This window comes from Cupriavidus sp. SW-Y-13 (assembly GCF_009793345.1).
GTDB lineage: Bacteria > Pseudomonadota > Gammaproteobacteria > Burkholderiales > Burkholderiaceae > Cupriavidus.
Window position 1 is genome coordinate 3,055,548 of the sequence record NZ_WHLX01000001.1, and the last position, 26,091, is coordinate 3,081,638.

Consider the following 26,091-nt stretch of genomic DNA (forward strand, 5'->3'; position numbering starts at 1 on the left):
TGCCCCGGTCGCTGCCGACATGCGCGCCGTTGACGCCGTTATCCGCCGACGCCTGTCGTCGGAGGTTCCGCTGGTCGAACAGATCGGCGAATACATCATCAGTGCGGGCGGCAAGCGCCTGCGTCCGGTGATCCTGCTGCTTTCCGCGCGGGCATTTGGCTATGAAGGTCATCGCCATCACGAACTGGCCGCCGTGGTGGAGTTCATCCACACCGCCACGCTACTCCACGACGATGTGGTGGACGAGTCCGAACTGCGTCGGGGCCGCCAGACAGCCAATGCCGTGTTCGGCAACGCCGCCAGCGTACTGGTTGGCGACTTCCTCTACTCCCGCGCCTTCCAGATGATGGTGGACGCCGGCAGCATGCGCATCATGGAGATTCTCTCCAACGCCACCAACGTGATTGCCGAGGGCGAGGTGCTGCAGCTGCTGAACATGCACGACCCGGACGTCACCGTGGAGCGCTACCTGCAGGTGATCCGCTACAAGACGGCCAAACTGTTCGAAGCCTCGGCCCAACTGGGTGCCGTGCTGGCCGGTGCCGACGCCGCAATGGAAGAGGCCGCCGCCGAGTACGGCCGCCGCATCGGCACGGCTTTCCAGTTGATCGACGACATGCTCGACTACACGGCAAGCGCCGAACAGATGGGCAAGAACGCCGGCGACGATCTGCGTGAAGGCAAGCCTACCCTGCCGCTGCTGCACCTGCTGGAGCACGGCACGGCAGAACAACGCGAACTGGCACGCGAGGCCATCGTCCAGGGCGGCACAGAGCATTTCGACGCCGTGTTCGCGGCCATCCATGCCAGCGGCGCGCTCGACATCACCTTTGCCGCCGCCCAGCGCGAGGCCGAGGCCGCCGCAGCCGCCGCGAAGCAGTTCCCCGACTCGCCGCTCAAGGACACCCTGATCGAACTCTGCGCCTTCTCGCTGCAACGCCAGAGCTGACAGAGACGGGCCGGACGACGCACGGCGCCCTGCCGAATTTCTTGAGAAAGGGCCTTCCCATCCTCCGGAAACGCTGCTAAACTTTTGTTCTTTGCTGCTGACGGCGCAAGGTTTTCGACAGCCAAAGGAAGCAATAAAAATCGGGGTGTAGCTTAGCCTGGTAGAGCGCTACGTTCGGGACGTAGAGGCCGGAGGTTCGAATCCTCTCACCCCGACCAGATTTCGATGATCGCGACGATTGGCAACGATATCCTCGCGCAGCATCAAACGCAGTATTCACAAAAAGCCGCACAGCAATGTGCGGCTTTTTGTTTTCCCTTCGCGCTCCTGCGCCCCTCGTTTCTCCCCCCTTTTCTTCCCCCCGCGCAAGTAGGGTTGCAGCCGTGTCGCGCAAACGCCAACGGGCGCGCGCGCCGGCTTTACAAAAAGTGACCCCGACGGCAAACTGCCTCGGTCCGGGACTTCGCCCCCGCTCCCACCGCCGTTAACAAGCGCGCGCCTGGCTCCTTCAGGCTGACCTGCGCATCACGCACAGTTTTCGCCATGACACTAGGCTTAGCACTAGCCCAGAGCCGGCGGATCGCACCAGCGCTGCTCGCGCAGCTGGAGCAATCGGCCCGGGAGAAGAAGTCGCAATTGATCGACGAGATCATCGGCAGCGGCACGATGTCCGCGCACGATATCGCGATCTTTGCCGCCGACAAGTACCGCTTGCCGCTGCTCGATCTCGCGCAATACAACCTCAGCCGCGTGCCGCCTGCACTGGCCGGCAACCGCGAATTCCACGCGCATCGGCTGCTGCCGCTGGCGCGGCGCGAGAACCGGCTGATCGTGGCGATGTCCGATCCGGCCAACCAGGCGGGTGTGGAAGCGATCCAGCAGAAGTTCAACCTCCCCGTGGAAACCGTGGTCGTCGAGCACGACAAACTGATGAAGCATGTGCGCGCGGCCGGGGAAGCGCTGGGCACGCTCAAGAATATCTCGCCGGTCACGCCCACCGCGACGAAGATGATCGAGTATGACCCCTCGGCGGCGGCTGCCGCGCGCAAGGGGCCCGGCAACGAGATCGACGATGCGCCGGTGGTCCGGTTCCTCCAGAAGCTGTTGACCGAAGCGTTCAACCGCGGCGCCTCCGACCTCCACTTCGAACCGTTCGAGTTCTTCTACCGCATCCGCTACCGTGTGGACGGCGTGCTGCAGGAGGTTGCGCGTCCGCCGCTCGATATCCGCGACAAGATCGCCACGCGCATCAAGGTGCTGTCGCGCCTGGATATCTCCGAGAAGCGCGTGCCGCAGGACGGCCGCATGAAGCTGCTGATCTCGGTGCCCAAGGACAAGGAAGGCAAGGAAACGACCGACAAGGCCATCGATTTCCGCGTCTCGACGCTGCCGACGCTGTTCGGCGAGAAGATCGTGATGCGGATTCTCGACTCCTCGACCGACAAGCTAGACATCGACCAGCTTGGCTACGAGCCGCAGCAGAAGGCGCTGCTGATGGAGGTCATCAAGCGCCCGTATGGCATGGTCCTTGTGACCGGCCCGACGGGTAGCGGCAAGACCGTGTCGCTCTATACGTTCCTGAACATGTTGAATCAGGGCGACATCAACATCTCCACGGCCGAAGACCCTGCAGAAATCCAGCTGCCCGGCATCAACCAGGTCAACGTCAACGACAAGGCGGGCCTGACCTTTGCGGCGGCGCTGAAGTCGTTCCTGCGGCAGGATCCGGACATCATCATGGTCGGCGAAATCCGGGACCTGGAAACGGCCGATATCTCGATCAAGGCCGCCCAGACGGGCCACCTTGTGCTGTCCACGTTGCACACGAACGACGCCCCCACGACGCTGACACGCCTGATGAACATGGGCGTGGCACCATTCAACATCGCGTCGTCGGTACTCATGATTACCGCGCAGCGTCTGGCGCGCCGGCTGTGTACGTGCAAGAAGGCAGGCGCCCTTGCGCCGCAGGTGCTGATCGACGCAGGATTTGCCGAGGCCGATATCGATGGTTCCTGGACGCCTTATCACCCGGTGGGATGCGAGCGCTGCAACGGCAGCGGCTACAAGGGTCGATGCGGTATCTACCAGGTCATGCCGATTTCGGAAGCCATGCAGCAGATCATCCTGTCGCACGGCACGGCACTGCAGATTGCGGAACAGGCCCGGCGCGAAGGCGTGCTGTCGCTGCGCGACTCGGGGCTGCTGAAGGTCAAGCAAGGGGTGACGTCGCTGGAAGAAGTGCTGGCGACGACGAACAGTTAGCAGCAGAAGCGCAGCAGAAAAGGAAGCCGCCGGGCGCGCAGCCGGGGCGGCTCCAGGAGGGGTAGGCTGCGCAAACGGCATCCGCGCGACGATGCGGATGCCCTAAAAACAAAAGCAGTTCCATAGCAATTCAGTCGGGGGTCAAACAACATGGCGACGCGCGCACCAGCGGCGAGCGCCCGGACGGCAGCACCGTCGCGGGCCAGAGGGCGGAAAGCGCCCACGCAGTACATCTTCGAATGGGAAGCCAAGGACCGGAAGGGCAAGTCCTTCAAGGGCGAGCAGCGGGCCGAGAATCAGGCCGAGGTTTCGGCCACCTTGCGCAAGCAGGGGCTGACCGTCGTCAAGATGAAGAAGCGCAAGGCGGCGCGCGGCAAGAAAATCACAGAGAAGGACATCGCGTACTTCACGCGCCAGCTTTCGACGATGCTCAAGGCGGGCATTCCGCTGCTGCAATCGATCGACATCATCGCGCGCGGCCACTCCAACCCGAACTTCACGCAACTGCTGAACGACATCCGCTTCGACATCGAGGCGGGTAGCAGCATGGCCACGGCGTTCCGGCGCCAGCCGAAGTACTTCGACACGCTCTACTGCAATCTCATCGACGCCGGCGAGCAAGGCGGTATCCTCGACGCGCTGCTCGAGCGGTTGTCGCTGTACATGGAGAAGAGCATCGCGCTGAAGAGCCAGATCAAGTCCGCGATGATCTATCCGATCGCCGTGCTGAGCGTGGCCTTCGCGGTGACGGTGGTGCTGATGATCTTCGTGATCCCGGCCTTCAAGGGCGTGTTCTCTAGCTTCGGCGCGGCACTGCCTGCGCCGACGCAGGTCGTGATCAACATGTCGGACTTCTTTGTCACCTACTGGTATGCGGTGATCGGCATCCCGATCGGATCGATCATCGGATACTTCCACGCTCGCAAGAAGTCGGAGAAGGTGCAGCGCTGGCATGACAAGGCACTGCTGAAAATGCCGATCTTCGGCAGCCTGTTCCGCAAGGCGGTGATCGCGCGCTGGACACGTACGCTCGCCACCATGTTTGCAGCCGGTACGCCGCTCGTGGAATCGATGGAGTCAGTAGCCGGTGCGGCCGGCAACTGGCTTTACTATGATGCGACGCGCGAGATCGAGCAGTCGGTGCGGATCGGTACAAGCCTGACGAATGCGATGCAGGCCACGCATGTATTCGACAACATGGTGCTGCAGATGACGCAGATCGGCGAGGAATCCGGCGCACTGGACAACATGCTGCTGAAAGTGGCGGAGTTCTACGAGCGCGAGGTGGACGACGCCGTTGCCGCTATTTCCAGCCTGATCGAACCGCTGATCATCGTGATCCTCGGCGTGCTGATCGGCGGCATGGTGGTGGCCATGTACCTGCCTATCTTCAAGCTCGGCCAAGTGGTCTAACGAAGGATGGTGTCACCGATGCAAGCCGTACCGGGCGCCAGCGGCGCCATTCCGTTGGTCCCGCTGGACATGCTGGCGGCACTCCCGCCAGCGTTCCTGATTGTCGTGGCCGGGCTGCTCGGCCTGCTGGTCGGCAGCTTCCTGAATGTCGTGATCCATCGCTTGCCGAAGATGATGGATCACGAAGAAGCCAACTACATTGCCGAACTCCGGGGCGAGCCGCTCCCGCACCCGGAGCGCTACAACCTCATGGTGCCGCGCTCGGCCTGCCCCCACTGCCATCACCCGATTGCGGCGTGGGAGAACATTCCCGTCGTCAGCTATCTGTTCCTGCGCGGGCGCTGCGCATCCTGCAAGACGCCGATCAGCATCCGATATCCGCTCGTCGAGGCCGTGACAGCCGCACTCAGCGCGCTGGCGATGTGGCATTTCGGGCCGACGGTGCAGGCGGTGGCTGCCATTGCCATGCTCTGGTCGCTGGTGGCGCTGTTCATGATCGATGCCGATACCCAGTTGCTGCCCGACCAGATCACACTGCCACTGCTGTGGCTCGGACTGTTGCTGAATCTGCAGGGCTGGTTCGCACCGCTGGCCGATGCCGTCATCGGCGCGGCCGCGGGCTATCTGGTGCTATGGACCGTCAACACGGTCTACCGGCTGGTACGCGGGCACGATGGCATGGGATATGGCGACTTCAAGCTGATGGGGGCGCTGGGCGCGTGGTTCGGCTGGCAGTCACTGCCGCCGCTGATTCTGCTGTCGTCAATCGTGGGAGCCGTGCTCGGCGGCGCGCTGCTGCTCCTGCAACGCAAGGGCAAGGACACACAGTTCCCGTACGGACCGTATATCGTCGGCGCGGGCGTGGTCTACCTGTTCTTCGGCGAGAGCATCCGGCCGCTGGTGCTGCCCGGGCTGTAGTTTCAAAGCTGGTATCGTTAGCGGCATCGCCACTGGAACGACTGTTGCCCCCATGCTGGAAATTGGCCTCACCGGCGGTATCGGCTCCGGCAAGACACGCGTCGCGGACATGTTCGCCGCACGCGGTGCCGCACTGATCGATACCGACCTGCTCGCCCACGAAATCACCGCCCCCGGCGGCCTGGCCATCGCCCCGCTCGTCGAAGCCTTTGGGCCGCGCTGCCTGCGAAGCGATGGCGCGATGGACCGCGATGCCATGCGCGCGCTGGTGTTTTCCGACCCTTCGGCCAAGGCCCGGCTTGAAGCCATCACCCATCCGCTGATCCGCCAACTGACAGAATCGCGCGCCGCCGCAATCCGCGCGGGCGGACAACACCCCTACCTGATTTACGTCGTGCCGCTGCTGGTGGAGTCAGGCACGTGGCGCGCCCGCGTGGGCCGTGTGCTGGTAGTGGATTGCCAGGAATCCACCCAGGAAGCCCGTGTCATGGCGCGCAACGGCTTCTCGCGCGAGCAGGTGCTGGCCATCATGAACCGGCAAGCCACGCGGACCGCTCGACTGGCGGTAGCCGACGACGTGATCGACAACGATGGTCCACCGGAAGCGCTGGCACCCCAGGTGGAAAGACTCGATGCGCTATATCGCTCGCTGTCGTCGTCTGCCCCCGCCTCCGCATAATTGGCTCGATTGCCGCACGATTGCACGCTCGCACGTCCCGCGTACGCCGCTTGAGCGAAATTCGAGGCCGATTCAGTTTGTCCTCGCGCCGTGACTCGCATAGAATGCGCTGAAACATGCTGGCAAATGTGTGCTGCGTGACGACTTTCGGCACAATTGCCGATCACGGGTCAGGCCACAGCCGGCAACGGGCAGCACGTAACGCCCCCCGACTGAAACGAACCGCCCGAATGGCCAATCGGCGCGTAGCACGGATACCGACTTGATCCTGTACGAATATCCTTTCAACGAACGCATCAGGACACTCCTGCGCCTGGAGGACCTGTTCGATCGGCTGGATTATTTCCTCGGGCAGGAACATCCGCTGCAGCATCACGTTGCCATCACCACGATCTTCGAGATCATCGATGTGGCGGGCCGAGCCGACCTCAAGACCGATCTGATCAAGGAGCTGGAGCGTCAGCGTCAGGCGCTTGCGCCGCTGCGTGCCAATCCACAGATCGATCAGGACGCGCTGGTTTCCGTCATTACCGAAATCGAACAGGGCATCGCCGCGCTGAACCAGACCGTCGGCAAGGCGGGCCAGCTACTGACCGACAACGAGTGGCTGACCAGTATCCGCAGTCGCGCGATCATTCCGGGCGGCACCTGCGAGTTTGACCTTCCGGCCTACTACGCGTGGCAGCACCGGCCTTCCGAAGACCGCCGTGCCGACATCCTGAAGTGGGCGCGCCCACTGGCCTCGCTGCGCATGGGCGCCACCATGGTGCTGCGCCTGCTGCGCGAATCGGGGCAAAGCGGCAAGGTGATCGCCACCGGCGGCAGCTATCAGCAAATGCTTTCGGGGCGCAGCTATCAATTGATGCAGGTGTACCTGGACGAGTCACTGCTGGCCTTCATCCCCGAGATGAGCGCCAACAAGTACATGCTCTGGGTCCGCTTCACGCAGCAGGACGGCGACATGCGCCCGCGCTCGGTGGACGCCGATATCCCCTTCCTGCTCAAACTCTGCAATTTCTGAAGTCCCATGCCTGCCGTCGTCAAATGCCCCACCTGTGCCAAGGACGTGGTCTGGGCACCCGAGAACAAGTTTCGCCCGTTCTGCTCCGAACGCTGCAAGCAAATCGACCTGGGCGCCTGGGCGTCCGAGAAGTACGTGATTGAAGGCAAGCCCGCCGATGCGTCGCCGGAATTGCCTGAGGATAAGGACGACTAGTTCTTGCTGATCCCCTGGTTTTCTCCCCTCTCCCGCTTGCGGGAGAGGGGAGAAAACCAAGCGGCGGTTTTAAGCTATCACCGCGCCGCCAGCACCCTCCTCCAGAACCCCACGCACACCAGCACGAACGCTGCCAGTCCCAGCCACTGCGCAGTACCGGCAAACCCCTCGCCGACCAGTGCCAGAGGCGCCTCCTTGCCTGACAGCCCGATCACCGCTGCCAGCGCCACACCGATCAGGCTCTCGCCCACGATCAGTCCCGATGCCAGCAGCGTGCCGCGCCGCTCGGCATGATCGAGCACCGTCTTGACATCGTCGCCACGTGCCTCGGCGCGGCGGCGCTCCACTCTCAGCAAGGCCCATGACAATATGGCGCCGACGACCAGTGCCGAACTGATGGTGGGGGGCAGGTAGATGCCGATGCCTACCGCCAACACGGGAAGCCGCGCCACGCCGCCACGACGGCGCAGCATTTCGTCGATGGCGATCAGCACGACGCCCAGCGCGATGCCAATCAGGATCATCGTCCAGTTCAACTGGTGCGTGAAAATGCCGGTGGCGATGGCCGTCATCAGCGTGGCCTGCGGGGCGGCCAGCGCATGGTTGGGGTCCATGTCTGCACGCGGCAACGCGCCCGCGAAACCATAGGCGTGGTAGAGCAGATCCAGCACCGGAGGAATGACCGCCGCGCCGACTGCACAGCCGATCAGCAGGGCCACCTGCTGCCGCCACGGCGTGGCGCCGACCAGCCATCCGGTCTTCAGATCCTGCAGGTTGTCGTTGGAGATCGACGCTACGGCTACCACGGCCGACGTGGTGAAGATGGCCAGCGCAATCGCAAACTTGCCGCCCTCCGGGGTATCCAGCAGCCCGTCGAGCGTGCCAAGGCCGAGGATCAGCAGCGACACCAGGATCACCGCGATGATGCCAATGCCTGAAATCGGACTCGCGGAGGATCCGACGAGGCCAGCCATATAGCCGCACGCCGCCGCTACCAGAAAGCCGAACACGAACGCGAACAACACCGCGCATCCCACCAGTTTCCATGTTGCCGCGCGGTCCAGCGGCGCCGGCGCCATGAAGTGTCCGAACGTGGCGGCCAGCACCGCGAGCAGCACGACCATTAGCAGGCCGATCCAGATCACCGGCATGTCGCGCTGCGTGCGAGGCAGCTCGCCGCCTTCCCCGGCACCACCTTGACCGCGGATGGCACCCATCGACGCGCGCACACCTTCGACCATCGGCTTGAACAGCGTAGCCAATGTCCAGATGGCGGCGATGCCAATAGTCCCGGCGCCTATGAAACGGGCCTGCGAACTCCAGACCGAGGTCCCAAAGCTCTGCAACGTGGCGCCCGCCGGCATCGGCGTGATGGCCGTCAGCCACGGCACCGCCACGCCCCAGGTCAGAACCAGACCCAGCAGCATCGCCAGGCCACCGACGATGCCAACCAGATAGCCCGCCCCGACCAACGCCAGCGAGAACCCCATCGACAGCCGCACCACCGACGCGCCCGCTGCAAACCAGGCGTTCGCACCTTCGGCCAGCACGCGCAATCCGCCCGCCGCGAAGCTGAACAGACCGGCCGCCACACCGCCCGCCAGCAGGTCGGCCAGGCCCGTAGCCTGCTTCGCGCCCGAGGCATCCTGTCCCGCGCTGCCAACGCGCAGGATTTCCGCCGCCGCCACACCTTCCGGATACGGCAGGTCGCTCTGCACAACCATTGCATGCCGTAGCGGAATGCTGAAGATAACCCCGAGCATGCCGCCCGCCGCGCAGATGGCGAGCGTCTGCCAGAACGGAAAGCCCTGCCAGTGCCCAAGCATCACCAGTCCGGGCAGGATAAAAATGATCGACGACAGCGTGCCCGCAGCAGATGCCTGCGTCTGCACCATGTTGTTTTCGAGGATGTTCGCGCCCGGGAACAGGCGCAGGACGGCCATCGAGATCACGGCGGCGGGAATGGCCGACGAGAACGTCAGCCCCACCTTGAGGCCCAGGTAGATATTCGACGCGGTGAAGACTACCGTGATCAAGGCACCAAGGATGATGCCGCGTAAAGTCAGTTCGGGCAGCGAGACAGCGTCATCGATACGATCGACACGTTGCATGGAGCCTCCTGAGGTTTGTTATTGGGTTGTTGGTTGATGGGTGTGAGACTTGTCGGCTGGCCCTCACCCCCGCCCCTCTCCCGCAAGCGGGAGAGGGGCGCAAACACACGCCAAAAAAAGAAAACCCGGCAATCAGCCGGGTCTCCATCACAACATTAGCCGCGCGACTCTTTCGCCAGCCATTCGACCACCGGGATCGTCGCTGGCAGTAGCGGCCCGACTTCCACGGGCACTGACTGCCAGGAGAACGCCTGACCCTCGCGTCCCACCGGCTCGCCGCGCCAGTCGGTGATCTTGCAGAAATACAGCCGCACATAGGCATGCGGGTAGTCATGTTCCAGCGTGTGCCAGTGTTCGCTGCGCAGGATATCGAGACCGAGTTCCTCGTGTAGTTCCCGCGCCAACGCCGCCTCGACGGTTTCCCCCGGTTCAAGCTTGCCACCCGGGAATTCCCAGTAGCCTTCGTACGGCTTGCCCGCAGGCCGTTGGGCCAGCAGGAAGCGGCCGTCCGGCTGGATCATCACACCGACGGCCACCTCGGTGACCTTGCGGGTCTGCCCGTCGGACGTCGTCACGGTTTCCTCCTGACCACTCATGCTCGGTTATTCCTTGTCCGCGACGAACGGCTTGCCGTGCTTGCCGCCCCAGTCGCGCGCGAACTGCCACGCCACCCGGCCCGAACGAGAACCGCGCTCGAGCGCCCAGACCAGCGCATCGCCGCGTGCCGCCTCGATATCGGCCGCACTGCAGCCGAAGTGCGACAACCAGTGCCCGACGATAGCCAGGTATTCGTCCTGCTTGGGTGGATAGAACGACAGCCACAGCCCGAAGCGCTCGGATAGCGAGATCTTTTCCTCCACCACCTCGCCCGGATGGATTTCTCCATCGGACGTGTGCTGGTAGGTCTCGTTGTCTTTCATGTACTCGGGCAGCAGGTGGCGACGGTTCGACGTGGCGTAGATCAGCACGTTGTCCGATTGCGCGGCCACCGATCCGTCAAGCGCCGACTTCAGCGACTTGTAGCCCGACTCGCCGTCCTCGAACGACAAGTCGTCGCAGAACACGACGAAGCATTCAGGCCGCGTGGCCAGCTTCTCCACGATATCGCCCAGGTCGCCCAGATCGTCCTTGTCCACTTCCACCAGCCGCAGGCCATCCTGCACGAATTCGTTCAGGCAGGCCTTGATCAGCGAAGACTTGCCAGTCCCGCGCGCGCCGGTCAGCAGCACGTTGTTGGCCGGCAAATGCTTCACGAACTGGCGCGTGTTGGCCACGATGGCATCCTTCTGACGATCGATGTTCTTTAGATCGGTCAGATGAATCGGCGGCAACTGGCGGATGGCCTGCAGATAGCCGATGTTGCCAAACAGGCTTTGCCGCTTGCGCCACCGGAACGCTACCGCCTCCTTCCAGTCCGCGTCGGTCAGTTCCGGCGGCAACCATTGTTCAAGACGGGCGAGAAAACTGTCGAGGCGTGTAGCGAGGTCGGACATGGGGGCGATGGCTCTGATGCTGAAACTTGAAGTTTTAGGATTTCAGGAACGGTAGTCGGCGTTGATCGACACGTAGTCGTGCGACAGATCGCACGTCCATACAGTCGCTTCCGCATTGCCACGACCCAGTGCGATGCGCACCGTGATCTCGGCCTGCTTCATCACGCGCTGGCCGTCTTCCTCGCGATACTCGGCATTGCGGCCGCCATCGCGGGCCACCCAGACGTCGTCCAGCCACAGGTTGACGCGATCCACGTCGAGGTCATCCACGCCGGCGTATCCCACTGCGGCAAGGATGCGGCCCAGGTTGGGGTCCGACGCGTAGAAGGCCGTCTTCACCAGCGGGGAATGGGCCACGGCATAGGCGATCTGGCGGCATTCCGCCACGTTCTTGCCGCCTTCCACGCGAATCGTCATCAGCTTCGTGGCGCCTTCGCCATCGCGCACGATCATCTGGGCGAGTTCCTGCGCCAGCGAGGTCACGGCATCGCGCAACGCTTCGAAAGCGACACCCTCGGCGCTGTTCACCGTGGCGCCGGATTTGCCCGATGCGATCAGCACGAAGGAATCATTGGTCGAGGTATCGCCGTCAATCGTGATGCTGTTGAACGAGTGATCGGCGGCGTGCGACACGAGCTTCTGGAGCACAGGCTGCGATACGGCGGCATCCATGGCGATAAAACCCAGCATCGTCGCCATGTTCGGGCGGATCATGCCCGCGCCCTTGCTGATGCCCGACATCGTCACGGTCTTGCCGTCGATCTCCACCGTCCGCGAAGCCGCCTTCGGCTGCGTGTCGGTGGTCATGATCGACTCGGCAGCAGCCAGCCAGTTGTCTGCGCGCGCGTTGGCGATGGCCGCCGGTAGCGCGGCGGTCAAGCGATCCACCGGCAGTTGTTCAAGGATCACGCCGGTCGAGAACGGCAGCACCTGACTGGCGGCGATGCCGAGTTGCCTTGCCAACGCCTCGCACGTGGCGCGTGCGGCGGCCAGTCCCGGCTCACCCGTGCCGGCGTTGGCATTGCCCGTGTTCACCACCAGGGCGCGGATTCCCGCGCCGCCCGTCAGGTGCTCCCGGCAGACCTGAACCGGCGCTGCGCAGAAACGGTTTTGGGTGAACACGCCGGCGACGGTGCTGCCCTCGGCAACTTTCACCACCAGCACGTCCTTGCGGTTGGCCTTGCGGATGCCACCTTCGGCCCAGCCGAGTTCGACACCAGCGACGGATTTCAGGTTTTCTGCCTGCGGCAGTGGCAAGTTCACGGGCATTTGCGTTCCTCTACGGACTTTTACGACTACTCGGTCTATCTGACGAACATGCCCGCTTGAACGCGAGTCCAAGCGGGCATGTTCTTGTTCTATCGCGAAGCGCGGCGCGAAGTCTCCTTCGCGTCGGCGCCTGCAGCGGCGGCTGGCTTCAGCTCAGCTTGCCGTGGCACTGCTTGAACTTCTTGCCCGAGCCGCACGGGCACGGGTCGTTACGGCCAACCTTGGGCATGCCCGCGAGCGCCACGTCGTCGCCCCCCATGGCCGCGGCAGCCGCCATGGCAGTCCCGCTGCGTGCCGAAGCCTGCTCGACCGGGTCGGCACTGCCGGCGAAGTCGTCATGCTTGTACTGCACGTTCTCGAGGTGCGACAAGCCCTCTTCGATCTGCTCCGATGCCTGCTCCAGCTGCTCAGGCGACTGGATCTGCACGTTGAACACCACGCGCGTGACTTCGCTCTTGATGACGTCCAGCAGGCGGGCGAACAGTTCGAACGACTCGCGCTTGTACTCCTGCTTCGGATCCTTCTGAGCGTAGCCGCGCAGGTGAATACCCTGGCGCAGGTGGTCCAGCGCGGCCAGATGCTCGCGCCAGTGCGTGTCGATGCTCTGCAGCATGACCGAACGCTCGAAGCCGGCGAACGACTCGCGTCCCACCTGGGCAATCTTGGCGTCATACGTTTCGCGGGCAATCTTCAGGACGATGTTCAGCAGTTCCTCGTCTTCGATGCTCTGCGCGGCTTCCACGGTCTTGGCCAGCGGGACGTCGAGGTTCCAGTCCTCGCGCAAACGCTGCTCCAGGCCCGCGATATCCCACTGTTCTTCCATGCTCTCGGCCGGCACGTAGTCGCGGAACAGTTCTACGAGCACGCTCTCGCGCAGGTTGGCCACCATGTCGCCAACGTCCTGCGACTCCAGCACGTCGTTACGCAGCTTGTAGATTTCCTTGCGCTGGTCGTTGGCAACGTCGTCGTACTGCAGCAGTTGCTTGCGGATGTCAAAGTTGCGGCCTTCCACCTTGCGCTGCGCCGATTCGATCGAGCGCGTGACGATACCGGCTTCGATCGGCTCGCCTTCAGGCATCTTCAGGCGCTCCATGATCGCGCGGACGCGGTCACCGGCGAAGATGCGCAGTAGCTGGTCGTCCAGCGACAGGTAGAAGCGCGAGGAACCCGGGTCGCCCTGGCGACCGGCTCGGCCACGCAGCTGGTTGTCGATCCGGCGCGACTCGTGGCGCTCGGTGCCCACGATATGCAGGCCGCCAGCAGCCTTGACCTGTTCATGCAGCGATTGCCATTCGTCCTTGAGCTGCGCGATCTTCTGCGCCTTCTCGGCGTCCGACAGGCTCGCATCGGCCTCGATGAACCCGGACTGCTTTTCGACGTTGCCGCCCAGCACGATGTCCGTACCCCGACCGGCCATGTTCGTGGCAATCGTAATCATCTTCGGACGACCCGCCTGCGCCACGATCTCGGCCTCACGTTCGTGCTGCTTGGCATTCAGCACCTGGTGAGGCAGTTTTTCCTTGTTCAGCAGGTCTGACAGATACTCGGACGTTTCGATCGACGTCGTGCCCACCAGCACCGGCTGGCCGCGCTCGAAGCAGTCGCGGATATCGCGCACCACCGCGTCGTAGCGTTCCTTCGATGTCTTGTAGATCTGGTCCTGCAAATCCTGGCGCTGCGCCGGGCGGTTGGTCGGGATCACGACCACTTCCAGGCCATAGATTTCCTGGAATTCGTAAGCTTCGGTGTCGGCCGTGCCGGTCATGCCGGCCAGCTTCTCGTACATCCGGAAATAGTTCTGGAACGTGATCGTCGCCAGCGTCTGGTTTTCCTGCTGGATCGACACGCCTTCCTTGGCTTCCACGGCCTGGTGCAGGCCATCGGACCAGCGGCGCCCCGTCATCAGGCGGCCCGTGAACTCGTCGACGATGATGACTTCATCGTTCTGCACCACGTAGTGCTGGTCACGATGGAACAGGCTCTGCGCGCGCAGGGCGGCGTACAGGTGGTGCATCAACGTGATGTTCTGTGGCGCGTAGAGCGATTCGCCCTCGCCGATCAGGCCCTGTGCAGCCAGGATCTGCTCCGCCTTTTCGTGGCCAGCCTCGGTCAGGTAGACCTGATGGCCCTTCTCGTCCACGTAGTAGTCGCCCGGTTTTTCCACGCCCGTGCCATCGGACTTTTCCTCGCCGATCTGGCGCTCCAGCAGCTTGGGAATGCCATTCATGCGCTGGTAGAGATCGGTCTGGTTCTCGGCCTGGCCCGAGATGATCAGCGGCGTGCGCGCTTCGTCGATCAGGATCGAGTCCACTTCGTCGACGATGGCGTAGTGCAGCGGCCGCTGTACCCGCTGCGACGGGTCATAGACCATGTTGTCGCGCAGGTAGTCGAAGCCGAATTCGTTGTTGGTGCCGTAAGTGATGTCGGCGTTGTACGCCACCTGCTTCTGATCGTGCGGCATCTGCGACAGGTTCACCCCTACCGACAGGCCCAGGAAGTTATACAGGCGTCCCATCCACTCGGCATCGCGCTGGGCCAGGTAGTCGTTCACGGTGACGACGTGCACGCCCTTGCCGGTCAACGCATTCAGGTACACGGCCAGGGTGGCGGTCAGCGTCTTGCCTTCGCCGGTGCGCATTTCCGCGATCTTGTTGTCGTTCAGGACCATGCCGCCGATCATCTGCATGTCGAAGTGGCGCATCTTCATGACGCGCTTGCTGGCTTCGCGGCAGACGGCAAAGGCCTCGGGCAACAGGGATTCCAGCGACTCGCCACCGGCATGGCGCTGCCGGAAGATCTCGGTCATGCCACGCAGTTCGTCGTCCGACAGCGACTCGAACTTCGGTTCGAGCGCATTGATCTGTGCCACCGTGCGGCGATATTGCTTGATCAGCCGCTCATTGCGGCTGCCGAAGACTTTCTTGAGAAGGCCCGTGATCATCGAGTGCTTTCACCTGCGCGAGCAACCGGCAGGAACCAGGTCGACCGAGCGCGAGGAATGAGTAGATTGGCGCGAAACGCCGAGTTTATCATGTGCCGATGTCCTGACCCGGCGTATTGCCAGCGCAGATTCTGCACAGTTACAACGGCTCTGGCGTAGTTCGGAACCCGGTCCCGGACTACGCCAGCAGGTTGGGACTGACGCGGTGACTTCAATGTTCCGTCCACGGGTCTGATAGGTGCTCCCCGGGTATTGCGCGCTAGAATGCGCGCATGCGCATGTTCACCCACCACGCCCTGCAGACCCCTGCCGCCAAGCCCCTGCAAGACTGGCTGGCCAAGTCCGGGCCGGTTTCCACGCTGATGCAGACCGCCCGGCAACTGGCCCTGCTGGAGGCGGAGGTTTTTGGGCTGCTCCCGCCCGGCATGCGGGCCGGTATCGCCGTGGCCGGTGTGAAGTTCGACAATCGGGGACCGCAAGCGGAGCACACGCTCCTGCTGCTGGCAGCCCATGGCGCGGCTGCGGCCCGCGTCCGCCAAGTGGTGCCGACGCTACTCTCGAGACTGCAGCAACGTGGCTCCCAGGTCACCGCAATTCGGGTACGCGTACAACCCGAAGTCGGACGTGGCGACTGGGACACTGGGCCGGTCGAGCGCAAGCCGCGCGGCGCCAATCTGCCGGAACTCGGTCTGCGCAGCATGGATGCACTGGCGCGCGATCTCGAGGATTCTCCACTCAAGGACGCCGTGCAGGCGTTGCTGGCACGCCACCGCTGAGTCTGCCGCCTGCGTTTGGAGCAGGCTGGAATTGACGCATCTCGCTATCCCGCAGAACGACCACCGCTGAAACGGCGACGGTTGACCACGAACAAGGAAGCGCCTCCCTGATCACCGCATTCTTTTCCCGGCCAACCCTTAACTTTTTGCCGGAATCAGGAGAGCGATCATGTATCAGGGCATTCTTCAAGCCATCACCGAAAGCGCGGATCGTTTCATCGAGATCCGGCGCCAGATCCATCAATTCCCGGAGGTCGGTTTTACCGAAACCAGAACGGGCGACCTGGTAGCGGAAATGCTGAAAGGCTGGGGCTACGAGGTCTCTCGCGGCATGGCCAAGACCGGCGTGGTCGGAACGTTGAAGGTGGGTAGCGGCAAAAAGCGGGTCGGCATTCGCGCAGATATGGACGCCCTGCCGATGGCCGAGACCAGCGGAAAAGCGTGGAGCAGCACGGTTCCAGGGAAATTCCACGGCTGCGGGCACGACGGGCATACGGCAATTCTTCTATGCGCCGCCGAGTATCTCGCCAGAACCAGAAATTTCGACGGCACCTTGCACCTGATTTTCCAGCCGGCCGAAGAACTGCTCTACGGCGGGAAGGTCATGGTCGACGATGGCTTGTTCAGGGAATTTCCCTGCGACGCCATTTTCGCCATGCACAACATGCCGGGATTCAAGGAGTGCGAGTTCTATTTCCGCGAAGGCGCATTCATGGCGTCGTCCGATACCTTGCACATCGAAATCCATGGCGTGGGCGGGCACGGTGCCATTCCTGAAAAGGCCATCGACGCCACGCTCGTCGCCTGCCACATTGGCACGGCGCTGCAAACCATCGTGTCGCGCAGTGTCTCGCCGTTCGAAGCTGCGGTGATCACCATCGGCAGTATCCAATCCGGCGAGGCCCCGAACATCATCAACAGCAAGGCGCTGATGAAGCTTAGTGTGCGCTCCCTGAATCCCGCCGTCCGCGCGGTGCTGCTGAAGCGTATCGGAGAAGTGGCGCAGATGCAGGCGCAGAGTTTCGGCGCTACCGCCGAAGTGATGCACGTCAACGGCAGTCCGGTGCTGATCAATGGCAGCGAGGCCACCGATTTTGCCGCCCGGGTAGCGCGCGACATGTTCGGGGCAGAGCGGGTGCACACCGACGCGCCGCAACTGCCGGGCAGCGAAGACTTTGCCTTCATGCTCGAGGCCAATCCCAATGGCAGCTACATGCTAATCGGCGCCGGTGACGAGCCGGGCTACTGCATGGTCCACAACCCGGGCTACGACTTCAACGACAAATGCCTGGTTCCCGCCGCCGCCTATTGGTGCGCCATCACCGAAGCCTACCTGAAGTAGTCCGGGCCTTCATATGACCACAGGGAGCCACTCATGAAAATGCAGGACCTGGCGCTGCTAGCCCTGCTTGGGCTGATCATGCTGCCCTTTGTCGCCTCATCGGCATTGCTCGACGCCTACAAAGGCTTCAATGCCGAACACGGCATGGTGATGGCATTCATCAAGTTCGGTGTCCTGGCAACACTGGGGGAAGTGATCGGGCAGCGCATCCGGACCGGCGGCTACCGGCTGGCACGCTTTGGTGTTCTGCCGAAGATGGTGGTGTGGGGGATTCTCGGCCTGTTCATCAGCATCGCGTTCAAGGTCTTTGCCATCGGCTCGCCGTATTGCGCCGAGTACTTGGGACTGGATGGCGTCGTCGCCGCCATGAACGGCGGATTCTCGATGCTGAAACTGGCGGGCGCGCTCACCATCAGCGCCCTGATGAACCTGATCTTCTCGCCGGTCATGATGACCGCGCACAAGGTTACGGACATGCATATCGCCCGTCATCAGGGATCGCTGCGCGCGCTGTGCCGGCCCATCGCCGTCGCAGAACATCTGAAGGCGATGGACTGGCAGACGCAGTGGGGATTCGTGTTCAAGAAGACGATTCCGCTCTTCTGGCTCCCGGCTCATGGACTGACCTTCCTGCTGCCGCCGGATTCGCAGATCCTGTTCGCGGCATTGCTCGGTGTCGCACTCGGCATCGTCCTGGCCATTGCAGGTCCCAAGCCGGCGACTGCGCAAGCCTGAGCAAAAGGAATGGCATGAAAAAAACCCCGCGCTCTTGCGAACGCGGGGTTTTTTTCGATTTAACCGGGCTGGCCGTCAGGCAAATGCCGGCTGGGCCTGCGGCAGGAAGGCCACTGGGGCTTCCTCGATCTTGTCGAACGTCACGAATTCGTAGGCTTCCTGATCGGCCAGCAATGCGCGCAGGAGCTGGTTGTTCAGGCCGTGGCCGGACTTGTGTGCCACGTACGAACCGATCAGCGGATGGCCCACCACGTACAGGTCACCGATCGCATCGAGGATCTTGTGGCGCACGAACTCGTCGCCGTAACGCAGTTCCTCGTTATTGAGCATGCGGTGCTCGTCCAGCACGATGGCGTTGTCCAGGCTGCCGCCACGGGCCAGGCCCATTTCGCGCAAAGCTTCCACCTCATGGGCGAATCCAAACGTGCGTGCACGGGCAATTTCACGGACGTAACTCGTATCGGCGAAATCGATCGTGAAAGTCTGGCCAGTCTTGTCGACGGCCGGATGGCGGAAGTCGATGGTGAAGGCCAGCTTGAAGCCGAAGAATGGTTCCAGACGTGCGAGCTTGTCGCCCTCACGCACTTCCACGGCTTTCTTGACACGGATGAAACGCTTGGCGGCGGGCTGCTCTTCAATACCCGCCGACTGCAGCAGGAATACGAAGGACGCGGCGCTGCCATCCATGATCGGGATTTCCTCGGCGTCGACATCCACATAGAGATTGTCGATACCCAGGCCGGCGCAGGCCGACATCAGATGCTCGACCGTCGAGACGCGCGCGCCGTCCTTCTGCAATACCGACGCCAGGCGAGTATCGCCAATAGCGGACGCCGCCACGGGAATCTCCACGGCTTCGGGAAGATCGACGCGAGTGAAAACGATGCCGGCATCGGCGGGAGCAGGCCTCAAGGTCAGCGTCACTTTGCGGCCCGAGTGCAAACCAATGCCAACCGTCTTCACCAGGGATTTGATAGTGCGCTGTTTGAGCATGACGGCCTCAACTATTATTAAAAGCTATTGGGCGGAAATTCTAATAAGGCGATGCTACCACCAACCGGTGTACTGCGCTGCACCAAACTGTTTCCGCCTGTTAGACATGTAAGTAAAGCGACCAATAAGGCACTTCATGACGGAGCTTTCGTATCAGTCGCGCAACGCTGCAAGCACCGCTTCAGCGCTGCTGACCTGGAATGCGCCAGGTTCCTCGACGAACAGGTGCGTCACCGCGCCGTCGTCGATGACCATGGCGTAGCGCTTCGCCCGGACACCCAGACCACGCTGGCTCAGGTCCTGGTCGAGGCCGAGTGCCTTCGCCCACTGGGCGGCGCCGTCGGCCATCATGCGCACCTTGTCGCCGGCGTGCTGCTCCCGGCCCCACGCGCCCATCACGAAAGCGTCGTTGACCGAATGGCACCAGACCTCATCCACGCCTGCGGCACGCAGATCGTCGATCAGTTGAACGTAGCCCGGCACATGCTTGGCCGAGCAGGTCGGCGTGAACGCGCCGGGCAGGCCGAACACCACGATCTTCTTGCCCTTGACGAGTTCGGTCACCTGGAAAGCGTTGGGACCGAGGGCGCAGCCACCCGATTCCGTTTCGAAGAATTCGTACAGCGTTGCGTCCGGGACGCGCTGGCCAACTGCGATCATGGAATTGTGCCTCTTGGTGAAAACCCTGCCTGCATCATAGAGACTGACATCACCGCGACCAAGCACGGTTTACGTCAGGTGCGGCAGGCATTACATGCGATAGAAACGCCGCGCGGCGCGTCTTCTGGACGCGCCGCGCGGACGAGTACATCCCGCCGCCGGAGGCGGGAGATGAGTCCGGGGAGGCGGCCGATGGCCCGCCTGTCCCGGCAACGGGATGCGATGGACGACATGGGGCGCGGGCGCGGCACAGCCGGGCGCCCTGACGGGTATCGCGTCAGTCCAGGCAATCGCCGAGCGGATAGGGAGCGCTCGCGCGACGCGTAAAGGACCAAGGACCACCTGCCAGGCGCACGGCTGTTACCGCTGCCCTGCCGGAGCCCAACTCAGTCTGCCTGCTTGCGCAGGAAGGCCGGGATGTCGTACGTATCCACACCCTTTTCCTGCAGTGCCGCCACGTGAGCCGATGCGGACTCACGCGAGCTGCGCCACACGGCGGGCGTATCCAGGTTGCTGTAGTCCGGCGCGGCGTGCGCGTGCGACGTGGCGGCGGTCATGCCCGACATCATCTGCACCGGCATGTTGTCCGTACCGGTCTTCAGCAGCGTCATCGGCTGCTGCTTCTTGGCCGAACGGCCCAGGCCCGTTGCCACCACGGTCACGCGCAGTGCGTCGCCCATCGCGTCGTCGTACACCGTACCGAAAATCACGGTCGCATCTTCCGCGGCATAGCTGCGGATCGTGTTCATGACTTCCTTGGTTTCCGACAGCTTCAGCGAGCGGCTGGCCGTGATGTTGACCAGCACGCCACGCGCGCCGGACAGATCCACGCCTTCCAGCAGCGGGCTGGCCACAGCCTGCTCGGCAGCCAGGCGGGCGCGGTCCACGCCAGACACGGTTGCCGTGCCCATCATGGCCTTGCCTTGTTCGCCCATCACCGTCTTCACGTCTTCAAAGTCGACGTTCACCAGACCATCGACATTGATGATTTCAGCGATGCCAGCCACAGCGTTGTGCAGCACGTCATCGGCGCACTGGAAGCACTTGTCCATCTCGGCGTCGTCGCCCATGACTTCGAAGAGCTTTTCGTTGAGCACGACGATCAGCGAATCCACCGACGATTCCAGCTCGCCCGAACCATGTTCGGCCACCTTGGCGCGGCGGGCGCCTTCGAAGTCGAACGGCTTGCTGACCACGCCCACGGTCAGGATGCCCATTTCCTTGGCCACCTGTGCCACGATCGGCGCGGCACCGGTACCGGTACCGCCGCCCATGCCGGCAGTGATGAAGACCATGTGTGCGCCACGCAGCGAATCGGCGATCTGCTCGCGCGCCTGCTCTGCGCAGTTGCGGCCCACCTCAGGCTTGGCGCCAGCGCCCAGCCCCGTATTGCCGAGTTGCAGCACGCGCGACGCGCTGGAGCGCTTCAGAGCCTGGGCATCCGTGTTCATGCAGATGAATTCCACGCCCTGCACACCACGGCTGATCATGTGCTGCACGGCGTTGCCGCCCGCACCGCCCACGCCCACCACCTTGATGATGGTGCCGTCCTGAATCTCCGTTTCGATCATGTCAAAGTCCATCACTGCCTCCGAGAAAAATCAGTCCCCAAACGCTGCAGCCTCCCCGCCGCAACCCTTGGCTCCTGAACAAGAAACCATCAAAAACTGCCTGGCCAATATGGCCGGTGAAACGTCTGACCTGCTCTTCGTGCCGCGACCCGGGATCACGGCACTGAATCTTTCCTGACACGCGACGGCTTCAGAAGTTGCCGACGAACCATTCTTTCATGCGTGTCCACACCTGCTTGACCTGTCCGCTCTGCACCGCCACCTTGCGCCCGCGCATGCGCTGCACGCAGCCTTCCTGCAGTAGCCCCATCACGGTCGAATAACGCGGGCTCTTCACCACCTCGTGCAGGTTGCCGCGATACTCGGGCACACCCACGCGCACGGGCTTCAGGAAGATGTCCTCGCCCAGTTCGACCATGCCCGGCATCATCGCCGTGCCGCCGGTGATCACCACGCCCGACGACAGCAGTTCCTCGTAGCCCGACTCGCGCACCACCTGATGCACCAGCGAATAGAGTTCCTCGATGCGCGGCTCGATCACCGCCGCCAGCGCCTGCCGGCTCAGCGTGCGGGTACCGCGATCGCCAACACCAGGCACTTCGATCATGTCTTCAGGATCGGCAATCGCCTGCTTGGCAATGCCGTACTGCATCTTGATATCCTCGGCATCGGGCGTCGGCGTACGCAGCGCCATCGCGATGTCGTTGGTAATCTGGTCACCGGCGATGGGAATCACCGCCGTATGGCGGATCGCGCCTTCGCTGAAGATGGCGATGTCGGTCGTGCCGCCGCCGATATCGACCAGCACCACGCCCAGTTCCTTCTCGTCCTCTGTCAGCACGGCCAGGCTCGACGCCAGCGGCTGCAGGATCAGGTCATGCACTTCCAGCCCGCAGCGGCGCACGCACTTGACGATGTTCTGCGCCGCGCTGACCGCGCCGGTCACGATATGCACCTTTACTTCCAGGCGGATGCCGCTCATCCCGATAGGCTCGCGCACATCTTCCTGGCCGTCGATGATGAATTCCTGCGTCAGGATGTGCAGGATCTGCTGGTCGGTCGGGATATTGACCGCCTTGGCGGTTTCGATCACGCGGGCCACGTCCGTCTGCGTGACCTCCTTGTCCTTGATCGCCACCATGCCGCTGGAGTTGAAGCTGCGGATATGGCTGCCGGCGATACCGGTGAACACCTCGGCAATCTTGCAGTCGGCCATCAGCTCGGCCTCCTCCAGCGCGCGCTGGATCGACTGCACGGTGGCTTCGATGTTGACCACGACCCCCTTCTTCAGACCCTTGGACTCGGACTGACCCATCCCGATGACCTCGTAGCTGCCGTCGGGGCGCAGTTCCGCCACCACGGCCGCCACCTTCGAGGTGCCGATGTCGAGACCGACCAGTAGGTCCTTGTATTCCTTGCTCATCGACTTTTCTCCGCGTTCTTGCTCTTGAGTCGCGTCGGATTGTTATTGGTATTACCGGCCGAAGCCGCCTGGGGCGCCGCCGCCGTGCCTGTGGCCGCCGCCTTCGCCGCTGCCTTGGCTGCCGCGGCGGCCTGGGCATCGGTCAGGAAGCGCACGCTGGCCGCGCGGATCGCAAAACCATTGGGGTAGCGCAGGTCGGCATACTCGATCTGCTTGCCCCACTGCTCCGTCAACTGCGGCCACGAGGCCACGAAGCGCTTCACCCGCGCCTCCATGGCAGCGCGGTCTTCATCGTTCTGCTCGCGGCCGAGTTCGACCACCATGCCGTTGGACAGCTTCGCGCGCCACGCGTAGCGGCCCGACAGCGCCACCGCCAGCGGCTCGGCCTTCATCGGCCGGAACCACTCGCGCATGATTTCCAGCTTTTCCACTACGTCTTCCTCGCTGTCCTGCGGGCCATCCAGCGCCAGCAGTTGCGCATCCTCTTCGGCCTCGGCCGTGTTGGCCACGAACACCTCGCCGTAGGTGTTGATCAGCCGGCCGCTGTCCGGGCTGCCCCACGTGCCCAGCGCCTCGTGCTCTTCCACCTGCACCGCCAACCCGTTCGGCCATTCGCGCCGTACGCTGGCGTGGCGCACCCAGGGCACCGACTCGAACGCCTGGCGGGCCGCGTTCAGGTCCAGCGTGAAGAAATTGCCCGTCAGCTTGCCCAGCGCGTTGGCGCGCACGCTCGGCGCGTTCACGTGTCGCAGCTGACCACCTTCCATCGAGGTCAGCTCCACATGCGTGATGCCGAACACGGGCCGCTGCGCCAACCACAGCAACCCCGCGCCAAGCGCCATGAGCGCCACCAGCGCGTAGAGCGCTGAGGCGATCAGGTTGAGCAGGCGCGCGTTATGCCACATGGTTGGTCGGGTCTTCGGGTCGTCGTTTCAGGGTTACTCGGGCTTCCAATGCTCGTTCGGATGCAGATCCAGCGTGGCCATCGCCAGCACCTGCATCACGAAATCCTCGTAGCTGATGCCCTGCGCGCGCGCCGCCATCGGCACGAGCGAATGGCCGGTCATGCCAGGCGAGGTATTCATTTCGAGCAGGTACGGCTTGCCGTCGCGCGTCAACATCACGTCCGCGCGGGCCCAGCCTCGGCAACCCAGTACGCGGAATGCTTCGACGGCCAGCGCGCGGACTTCGTTCTCCAGCGCTTCAGGCAAAGTCGAGGGGCACAGGTATTGGGTATCGTCAGTAAAGTACTTATTTTGATAGTCGTAGTTCGACTCAGGCGCAACAATCTTGATAACTGGCAGCGCCGCGGCGCTCGCGCCCTCGCCCACGACCGGGCAAGTCAGCTCCGCGCCGTCGATGAAGGACTCGGCGATGACGTCGTTATCCAGGTCGGCGGCCTTCTGGAACGCGGCCTGCATCTGGTCGGCGGCGGTCACCTTGGTCAGGCCGATCGACGAACCTTCGCGTGCCGGCTTGACGATCAGCGGCAGGCCCAGGTCACGCACCACGGCGTCGAAATCTGTGTTCGCGTCCAGCATCGCAAAGCGCGGCGTCGCCAGGCCGTGGGTCATCCACAGCCGCTTGGTCGCCTGCTTGTCCATCGCCAGCGCCGAGGCCAGCACGCCGCTACCGGTGTAGGGCACGCCCAGTTGTTCGAGCAGGCCCTGCATCGTGCCGTCCTCGCCGTAGCGGCCATGCAGGGCGATGAAGACGCGGTCGAACTTGGCTGCAGCGAGCTCCGCCACGGACTGCAAGGCGGGATCGAACGCGTGCGCGTCCACGCCACGGGACTTCAGCGCGGCCAGCACGCCGTTGCCGGACATCAGCGAGATCTCGCGCTCGGCGGACTTGCCGCCCAGCAGCACGCCAACCTTGCCCAGCGATTTCGGATCGATGTTGGGATGGGCCACGAAGCTCATTGCTGGCCTCCCGTCTGGTGCGACACCAGTTGTCCCGGTACGGCGCCGATCGAGCCGGCACCCATTGTCACGACCACATCGCCAGGTCGCACGGCATTCAGGATCGACTGGGACATATCCTCGATCTGTTCCACAAAAACGGGTTCCACCTTGTTTGCCACGCGCAACGCGCGGGTCATGGCGCGGCCATCGGCGGCCACGATTGGTGCCTCGCCAGCGGCATAGACTTCCGCCAGCAGCAGCGCATCCACGGTGCCGAGCACCTTCACGAAGTCCTCGAAGCAGTCGCGCGTCCGGGTAAAGCGGTGCGGCTGGAAGGCCAGCACCAGCCGGCGGCCCGGGAACGCGCCGCGTGCGGCGGCCAGCGTGGCGGCCATTTCCACCGGGTGGTGGCCGTAGTCGTCCACCAGCGTGAACGTGCCGACGCCGTCGGGCGTCGCCACTTCACCATATCGCTGGAAGCGGCGACCCACGCCATGGAACTCGCGCAGCGCCTTGACGATGGCGGCGTCGGGCACCTCCAGTTCGGTGGCGATGGCGATGGCGGCCAGTGCGTTCTGCACGTTGTGGTCGCCCGGCAGGTTCAGCACGATATCCAGCGGCGGCTCGGCGTGGCCGTTCAACTGGCGCAGCACCGTGAAATGCATCTGGCCATCCACGGCGCGCGCGTTGATGGCACGGATCTGGGCGTCCTCGGCAAAGCCGTAGCGGACCACGGGCTTGGACACGAAGGGCAAGATCTCGCGCACGTTCGGATCATCGACGCACACAACCGCGATGCCGTAGAACGGCAGTCGCTGCGTGAACTCCACGAACGCCTGCTTGAGCCGGGCAAAGTCATGCCCGTAGGTGTCCATGTGGTCGGCGTCGATGTTGGTGATGACTTCCATCACAGGGAACAGGTTCAGGAACGACGCGTCCGACTCATCGGCCTCGGCCACGATGAAATCACCGGTGCCCAGCCGCGCGTTGGCGCCGGCCGAATTCAGCCGGCCGCCAATCACGAACGTCGGGTCCAGCCCGCCTTCGGCCAGCACCGAGGCCACGAGGCTGGTCGTGGTCGTCTTGCCGTGCGTGCCGGCGATGGCTACGCCCTGCTTCAGGCGCATCAGTTCGGCCAGCATCACCGCGCGCGGCACCACCGGGATGCGCTTGGCGCGGGCGGCCAGGACTTCGGGATTTTCATTGGCCACCGCGGTGGATACCACCACGGCGTTGGCGCCTTCGACGTTCGCGGCATCATGGCCGTGGCAAACGCGTGCGCCGAGCGAGGCCAGGCGCCGCGTGGCAGCATTGCTGCCCACATCGGAGCCCGAGACCTTGTAGCCCAGGTTCAGCAGGACCTCCGCGATGCCGCTCATGCCGACGCCACCGATGCCTACGAAGTGGATGTTCTTGACGATATGCTTCATGGA

At 63.4% G+C, this 26,091-nt stretch carries 24 protein-coding genes and 1 tRNA gene; 13 read left to right on the forward strand and 12 right to left on the reverse strand.

Going from position 1 to position 26,091, the window contains the following annotated elements:
* The first annotated feature begins 19 nt into the window (after positions 1-19).
* The 9 genes from ispB to GA566_RS13710 all read left to right on the forward strand — a co-directional run bounded on the left by ispB (position 20) and on the right by GA566_RS13710 (position 7,440).
* On the forward strand, positions 20-949 hold the full coding sequence (ispB, locus tag GA566_RS13670) for an octaprenyl diphosphate synthase (protein ID WP_137923396.1): 930 nt from the start codon (positions 20-22) through the stop codon (positions 947-949).
* 141 nt (positions 950-1,090) lie between these two features.
* Positions 1,091-1,167 (forward strand) — tRNA-Pro (locus GA566_RS13675).
* Between the two features lie 7 nt (positions 1,168-1,174).
* Complete coding sequence (locus GA566_RS13680; RefSeq protein WP_160472983.1) at positions 1,175-1,381, forward strand: hypothetical protein; 207 nt, start codon at positions 1,175-1,177, stop codon at positions 1,379-1,381.
* 111 nt (positions 1,382-1,492) lie between these two features.
* On the forward strand, positions 1,493-3,214 hold the full coding sequence (pilB, locus tag GA566_RS13685) for a type IV-A pilus assembly ATPase PilB (RefSeq protein WP_137923357.1): 1,722 nt from the start codon (positions 1,493-1,495) through the stop codon (positions 3,212-3,214).
* Positions 3,215-3,364: 150 nt separating this feature from the next.
* Positions 3,365-4,627, forward strand: a complete 1,263-nt coding sequence (locus tag GA566_RS13690) for a type II secretion system F family protein (protein WP_137923358.1) — start codon at positions 3,365-3,367, stop codon at positions 4,625-4,627.
* A gap of 18 nt (positions 4,628-4,645) precedes the next feature.
* Positions 4,646-5,545, forward strand: coding sequence for an A24 family peptidase (locus GA566_RS13695; RefSeq protein ID WP_237380173.1), 900 nt, complete (start codon positions 4,646-4,648; stop codon positions 5,543-5,545).
* A 52-nt stretch (positions 5,546-5,597) separates the two neighbouring features.
* Positions 5,598-6,224 (forward strand): dephospho-CoA kinase, encoded by a 627-nt coding sequence (gene coaE / locus GA566_RS13700; RefSeq protein ID WP_137923360.1) that lies wholly within the window; start codon positions 5,598-5,600, stop codon positions 6,222-6,224.
* A 262-nt stretch (positions 6,225-6,486) separates the two neighbouring features.
* Complete coding sequence (gene zapD / locus GA566_RS13705) at positions 6,487-7,245, forward strand: cell division protein ZapD (protein ID WP_137923361.1); 759 nt, start codon at positions 6,487-6,489, stop codon at positions 7,243-7,245.
* 6 nt (positions 7,246-7,251) lie between these two features.
* The gene (locus GA566_RS13710; protein ID WP_130389136.1) at positions 7,252-7,440 is read left to right on the forward strand and encodes a DNA gyrase inhibitor YacG; all 189 of its coding nucleotides are present in this window, start codon (positions 7,252-7,254) and stop codon (positions 7,438-7,440) included.
* Positions 7,441-7,517: 77 nt separating this feature from the next.
* Here the strand turns inward: GA566_RS13710 and GA566_RS13715 are convergent, their stop codons facing one another.
* The 5 genes from GA566_RS13715 to secA all read right to left on the reverse strand — a co-directional run bounded on the left by GA566_RS13715 (position 7,518) and on the right by secA (position 15,254).
* Positions 7,518-9,551, reverse strand: a complete 2,034-nt coding sequence (locus GA566_RS13715; protein ID WP_160472985.1) for an OPT family oligopeptide transporter — start codon at positions 9,549-9,551, stop codon at positions 7,518-7,520.
* A gap of 155 nt (positions 9,552-9,706) precedes the next feature.
* The gene (locus tag GA566_RS13720) at positions 9,707-10,147 is read right to left on the reverse strand and encodes an NUDIX domain-containing protein (protein WP_160472986.1); all 441 of its coding nucleotides are present in this window, start codon (positions 10,145-10,147) and stop codon (positions 9,707-9,709) included.
* Positions 10,148-10,153: 6 nt separating this feature from the next.
* Entirely contained in the window at positions 10,154-11,044 is an 891-nt protein-coding gene (locus GA566_RS13725; RefSeq protein ID WP_137923363.1) for an ATP-binding protein, read from the reverse strand.
* Positions 11,045-11,086: 42 nt separating this feature from the next.
* Positions 11,087-12,313, reverse strand: a complete 1,227-nt coding sequence (gene argJ, locus GA566_RS13730) for a bifunctional glutamate N-acetyltransferase/amino-acid acetyltransferase ArgJ (protein ID WP_160472987.1) — start codon at positions 12,311-12,313, stop codon at positions 11,087-11,089.
* A 148-nt stretch (positions 12,314-12,461) separates the two neighbouring features.
* The gene (secA, locus tag GA566_RS13735; protein ID WP_160472988.1) at positions 12,462-15,254 is read right to left on the reverse strand and encodes a preprotein translocase subunit SecA; all 2,793 of its coding nucleotides are present in this window, start codon (positions 15,252-15,254) and stop codon (positions 12,462-12,464) included.
* Positions 15,255-15,526: 272 nt separating this feature from the next.
* Here secA and GA566_RS13740 point away from each other — a divergent pair, with 272 nt between their 5' ends.
* The 3 genes from GA566_RS13740 (at position 15,527) to GA566_RS13750 (ending at position 18,107) form a co-directional block, all read left to right on the forward strand.
* On the forward strand, positions 15,527-16,030 hold the full coding sequence (locus GA566_RS13740; RefSeq protein WP_160472989.1) for a DciA family protein: 504 nt from the start codon (positions 15,527-15,529) through the stop codon (positions 16,028-16,030).
* A 169-nt stretch (positions 16,031-16,199) separates the two neighbouring features.
* The gene (locus GA566_RS13745; protein WP_137923367.1) at positions 16,200-17,372 is read left to right on the forward strand and encodes a M20 aminoacylase family protein; all 1,173 of its coding nucleotides are present in this window, start codon (positions 16,200-16,202) and stop codon (positions 17,370-17,372) included.
* Between the two features lie 33 nt (positions 17,373-17,405).
* Positions 17,406-18,107, forward strand: a complete 702-nt coding sequence (locus GA566_RS13750) for a hypothetical protein (RefSeq protein WP_137923368.1) — start codon at positions 17,406-17,408, stop codon at positions 18,105-18,107.
* 75 nt (positions 18,108-18,182) lie between these two features.
* On the opposite strand, the gene lpxC is transcribed toward GA566_RS13750, so the two are convergent.
* From lpxC to ftsZ, 3 genes are all read right to left on the reverse strand, one after another.
* On the reverse strand, positions 18,183-19,100 hold the full coding sequence (gene lpxC / locus GA566_RS13755; RefSeq protein ID WP_137923369.1) for a UDP-3-O-acyl-N-acetylglucosamine deacetylase: 918 nt from the start codon (positions 19,098-19,100) through the stop codon (positions 18,183-18,185).
* A 153-nt stretch (positions 19,101-19,253) separates the two neighbouring features.
* A complete protein-coding gene (locus GA566_RS13760; protein WP_137923370.1) occupies positions 19,254-19,760 on the reverse strand; it encodes a peroxiredoxin in 507 nt (168 codons plus the stop codon).
* Between the two features lie 386 nt (positions 19,761-20,146).
* Entirely contained in the window at positions 20,147-21,343 is a 1,197-nt protein-coding gene (gene ftsZ, locus GA566_RS13765) for a cell division protein FtsZ (protein WP_137923371.1), read from the reverse strand.
* On the opposite strand from ftsZ, the gene GA566_RS32900 reads away from it, so the two are divergent.
* Entirely contained in the window at positions 21,330-21,509 is a 180-nt protein-coding gene (locus GA566_RS32900; RefSeq protein WP_202126816.1) for a hypothetical protein, read from the forward strand. The two genes, ftsZ and GA566_RS32900, sit on opposite strands and share 14 nt — an antisense overlap.
* Positions 21,510-21,521: 12 nt before the next feature.
* On the opposite strand, the gene ftsA is transcribed toward GA566_RS32900, so the two are convergent.
* From ftsA to murC, 4 genes are read right to left on the reverse strand one after another with little or no spacing between them, the layout of a single operon-like run.
* The gene (gene ftsA, locus GA566_RS13770; protein WP_061955279.1) at positions 21,522-22,754 is read right to left on the reverse strand and encodes a cell division protein FtsA; all 1,233 of its coding nucleotides are present in this window, start codon (positions 22,752-22,754) and stop codon (positions 21,522-21,524) included.
* Positions 22,751-23,659: a cell division protein FtsQ/DivIB gene (locus GA566_RS13775; RefSeq protein ID WP_137923373.1), complete on the reverse strand. Its 909-nt coding sequence runs from the start codon at positions 23,657-23,659 to the stop codon at positions 22,751-22,753. Before GA566_RS13775 ends, ftsA begins: the two co-directional genes overlap by 4 nt.
* Before the next feature lie 33 nt (positions 23,660-23,692).
* Positions 23,693-24,676 carry a D-alanine--D-alanine ligase gene (locus tag GA566_RS13780; protein WP_160472990.1) on the reverse strand — a complete coding sequence of 328 codons (984 nt, stop codon included), beginning with the start codon at positions 24,674-24,676 and terminating at the stop codon, positions 23,693-23,695.
* Positions 24,673-26,088 carry a UDP-N-acetylmuramate--L-alanine ligase gene (gene murC / locus GA566_RS13785; RefSeq protein WP_160472991.1) on the reverse strand — a complete coding sequence of 472 codons (1,416 nt, stop codon included), beginning with the start codon at positions 26,086-26,088 and terminating at the stop codon, positions 24,673-24,675. Before murC ends, GA566_RS13780 begins: the two co-directional genes overlap by 4 nt.
* Between the last annotated feature and the right edge of the window lie 3 nt (positions 26,089-26,091).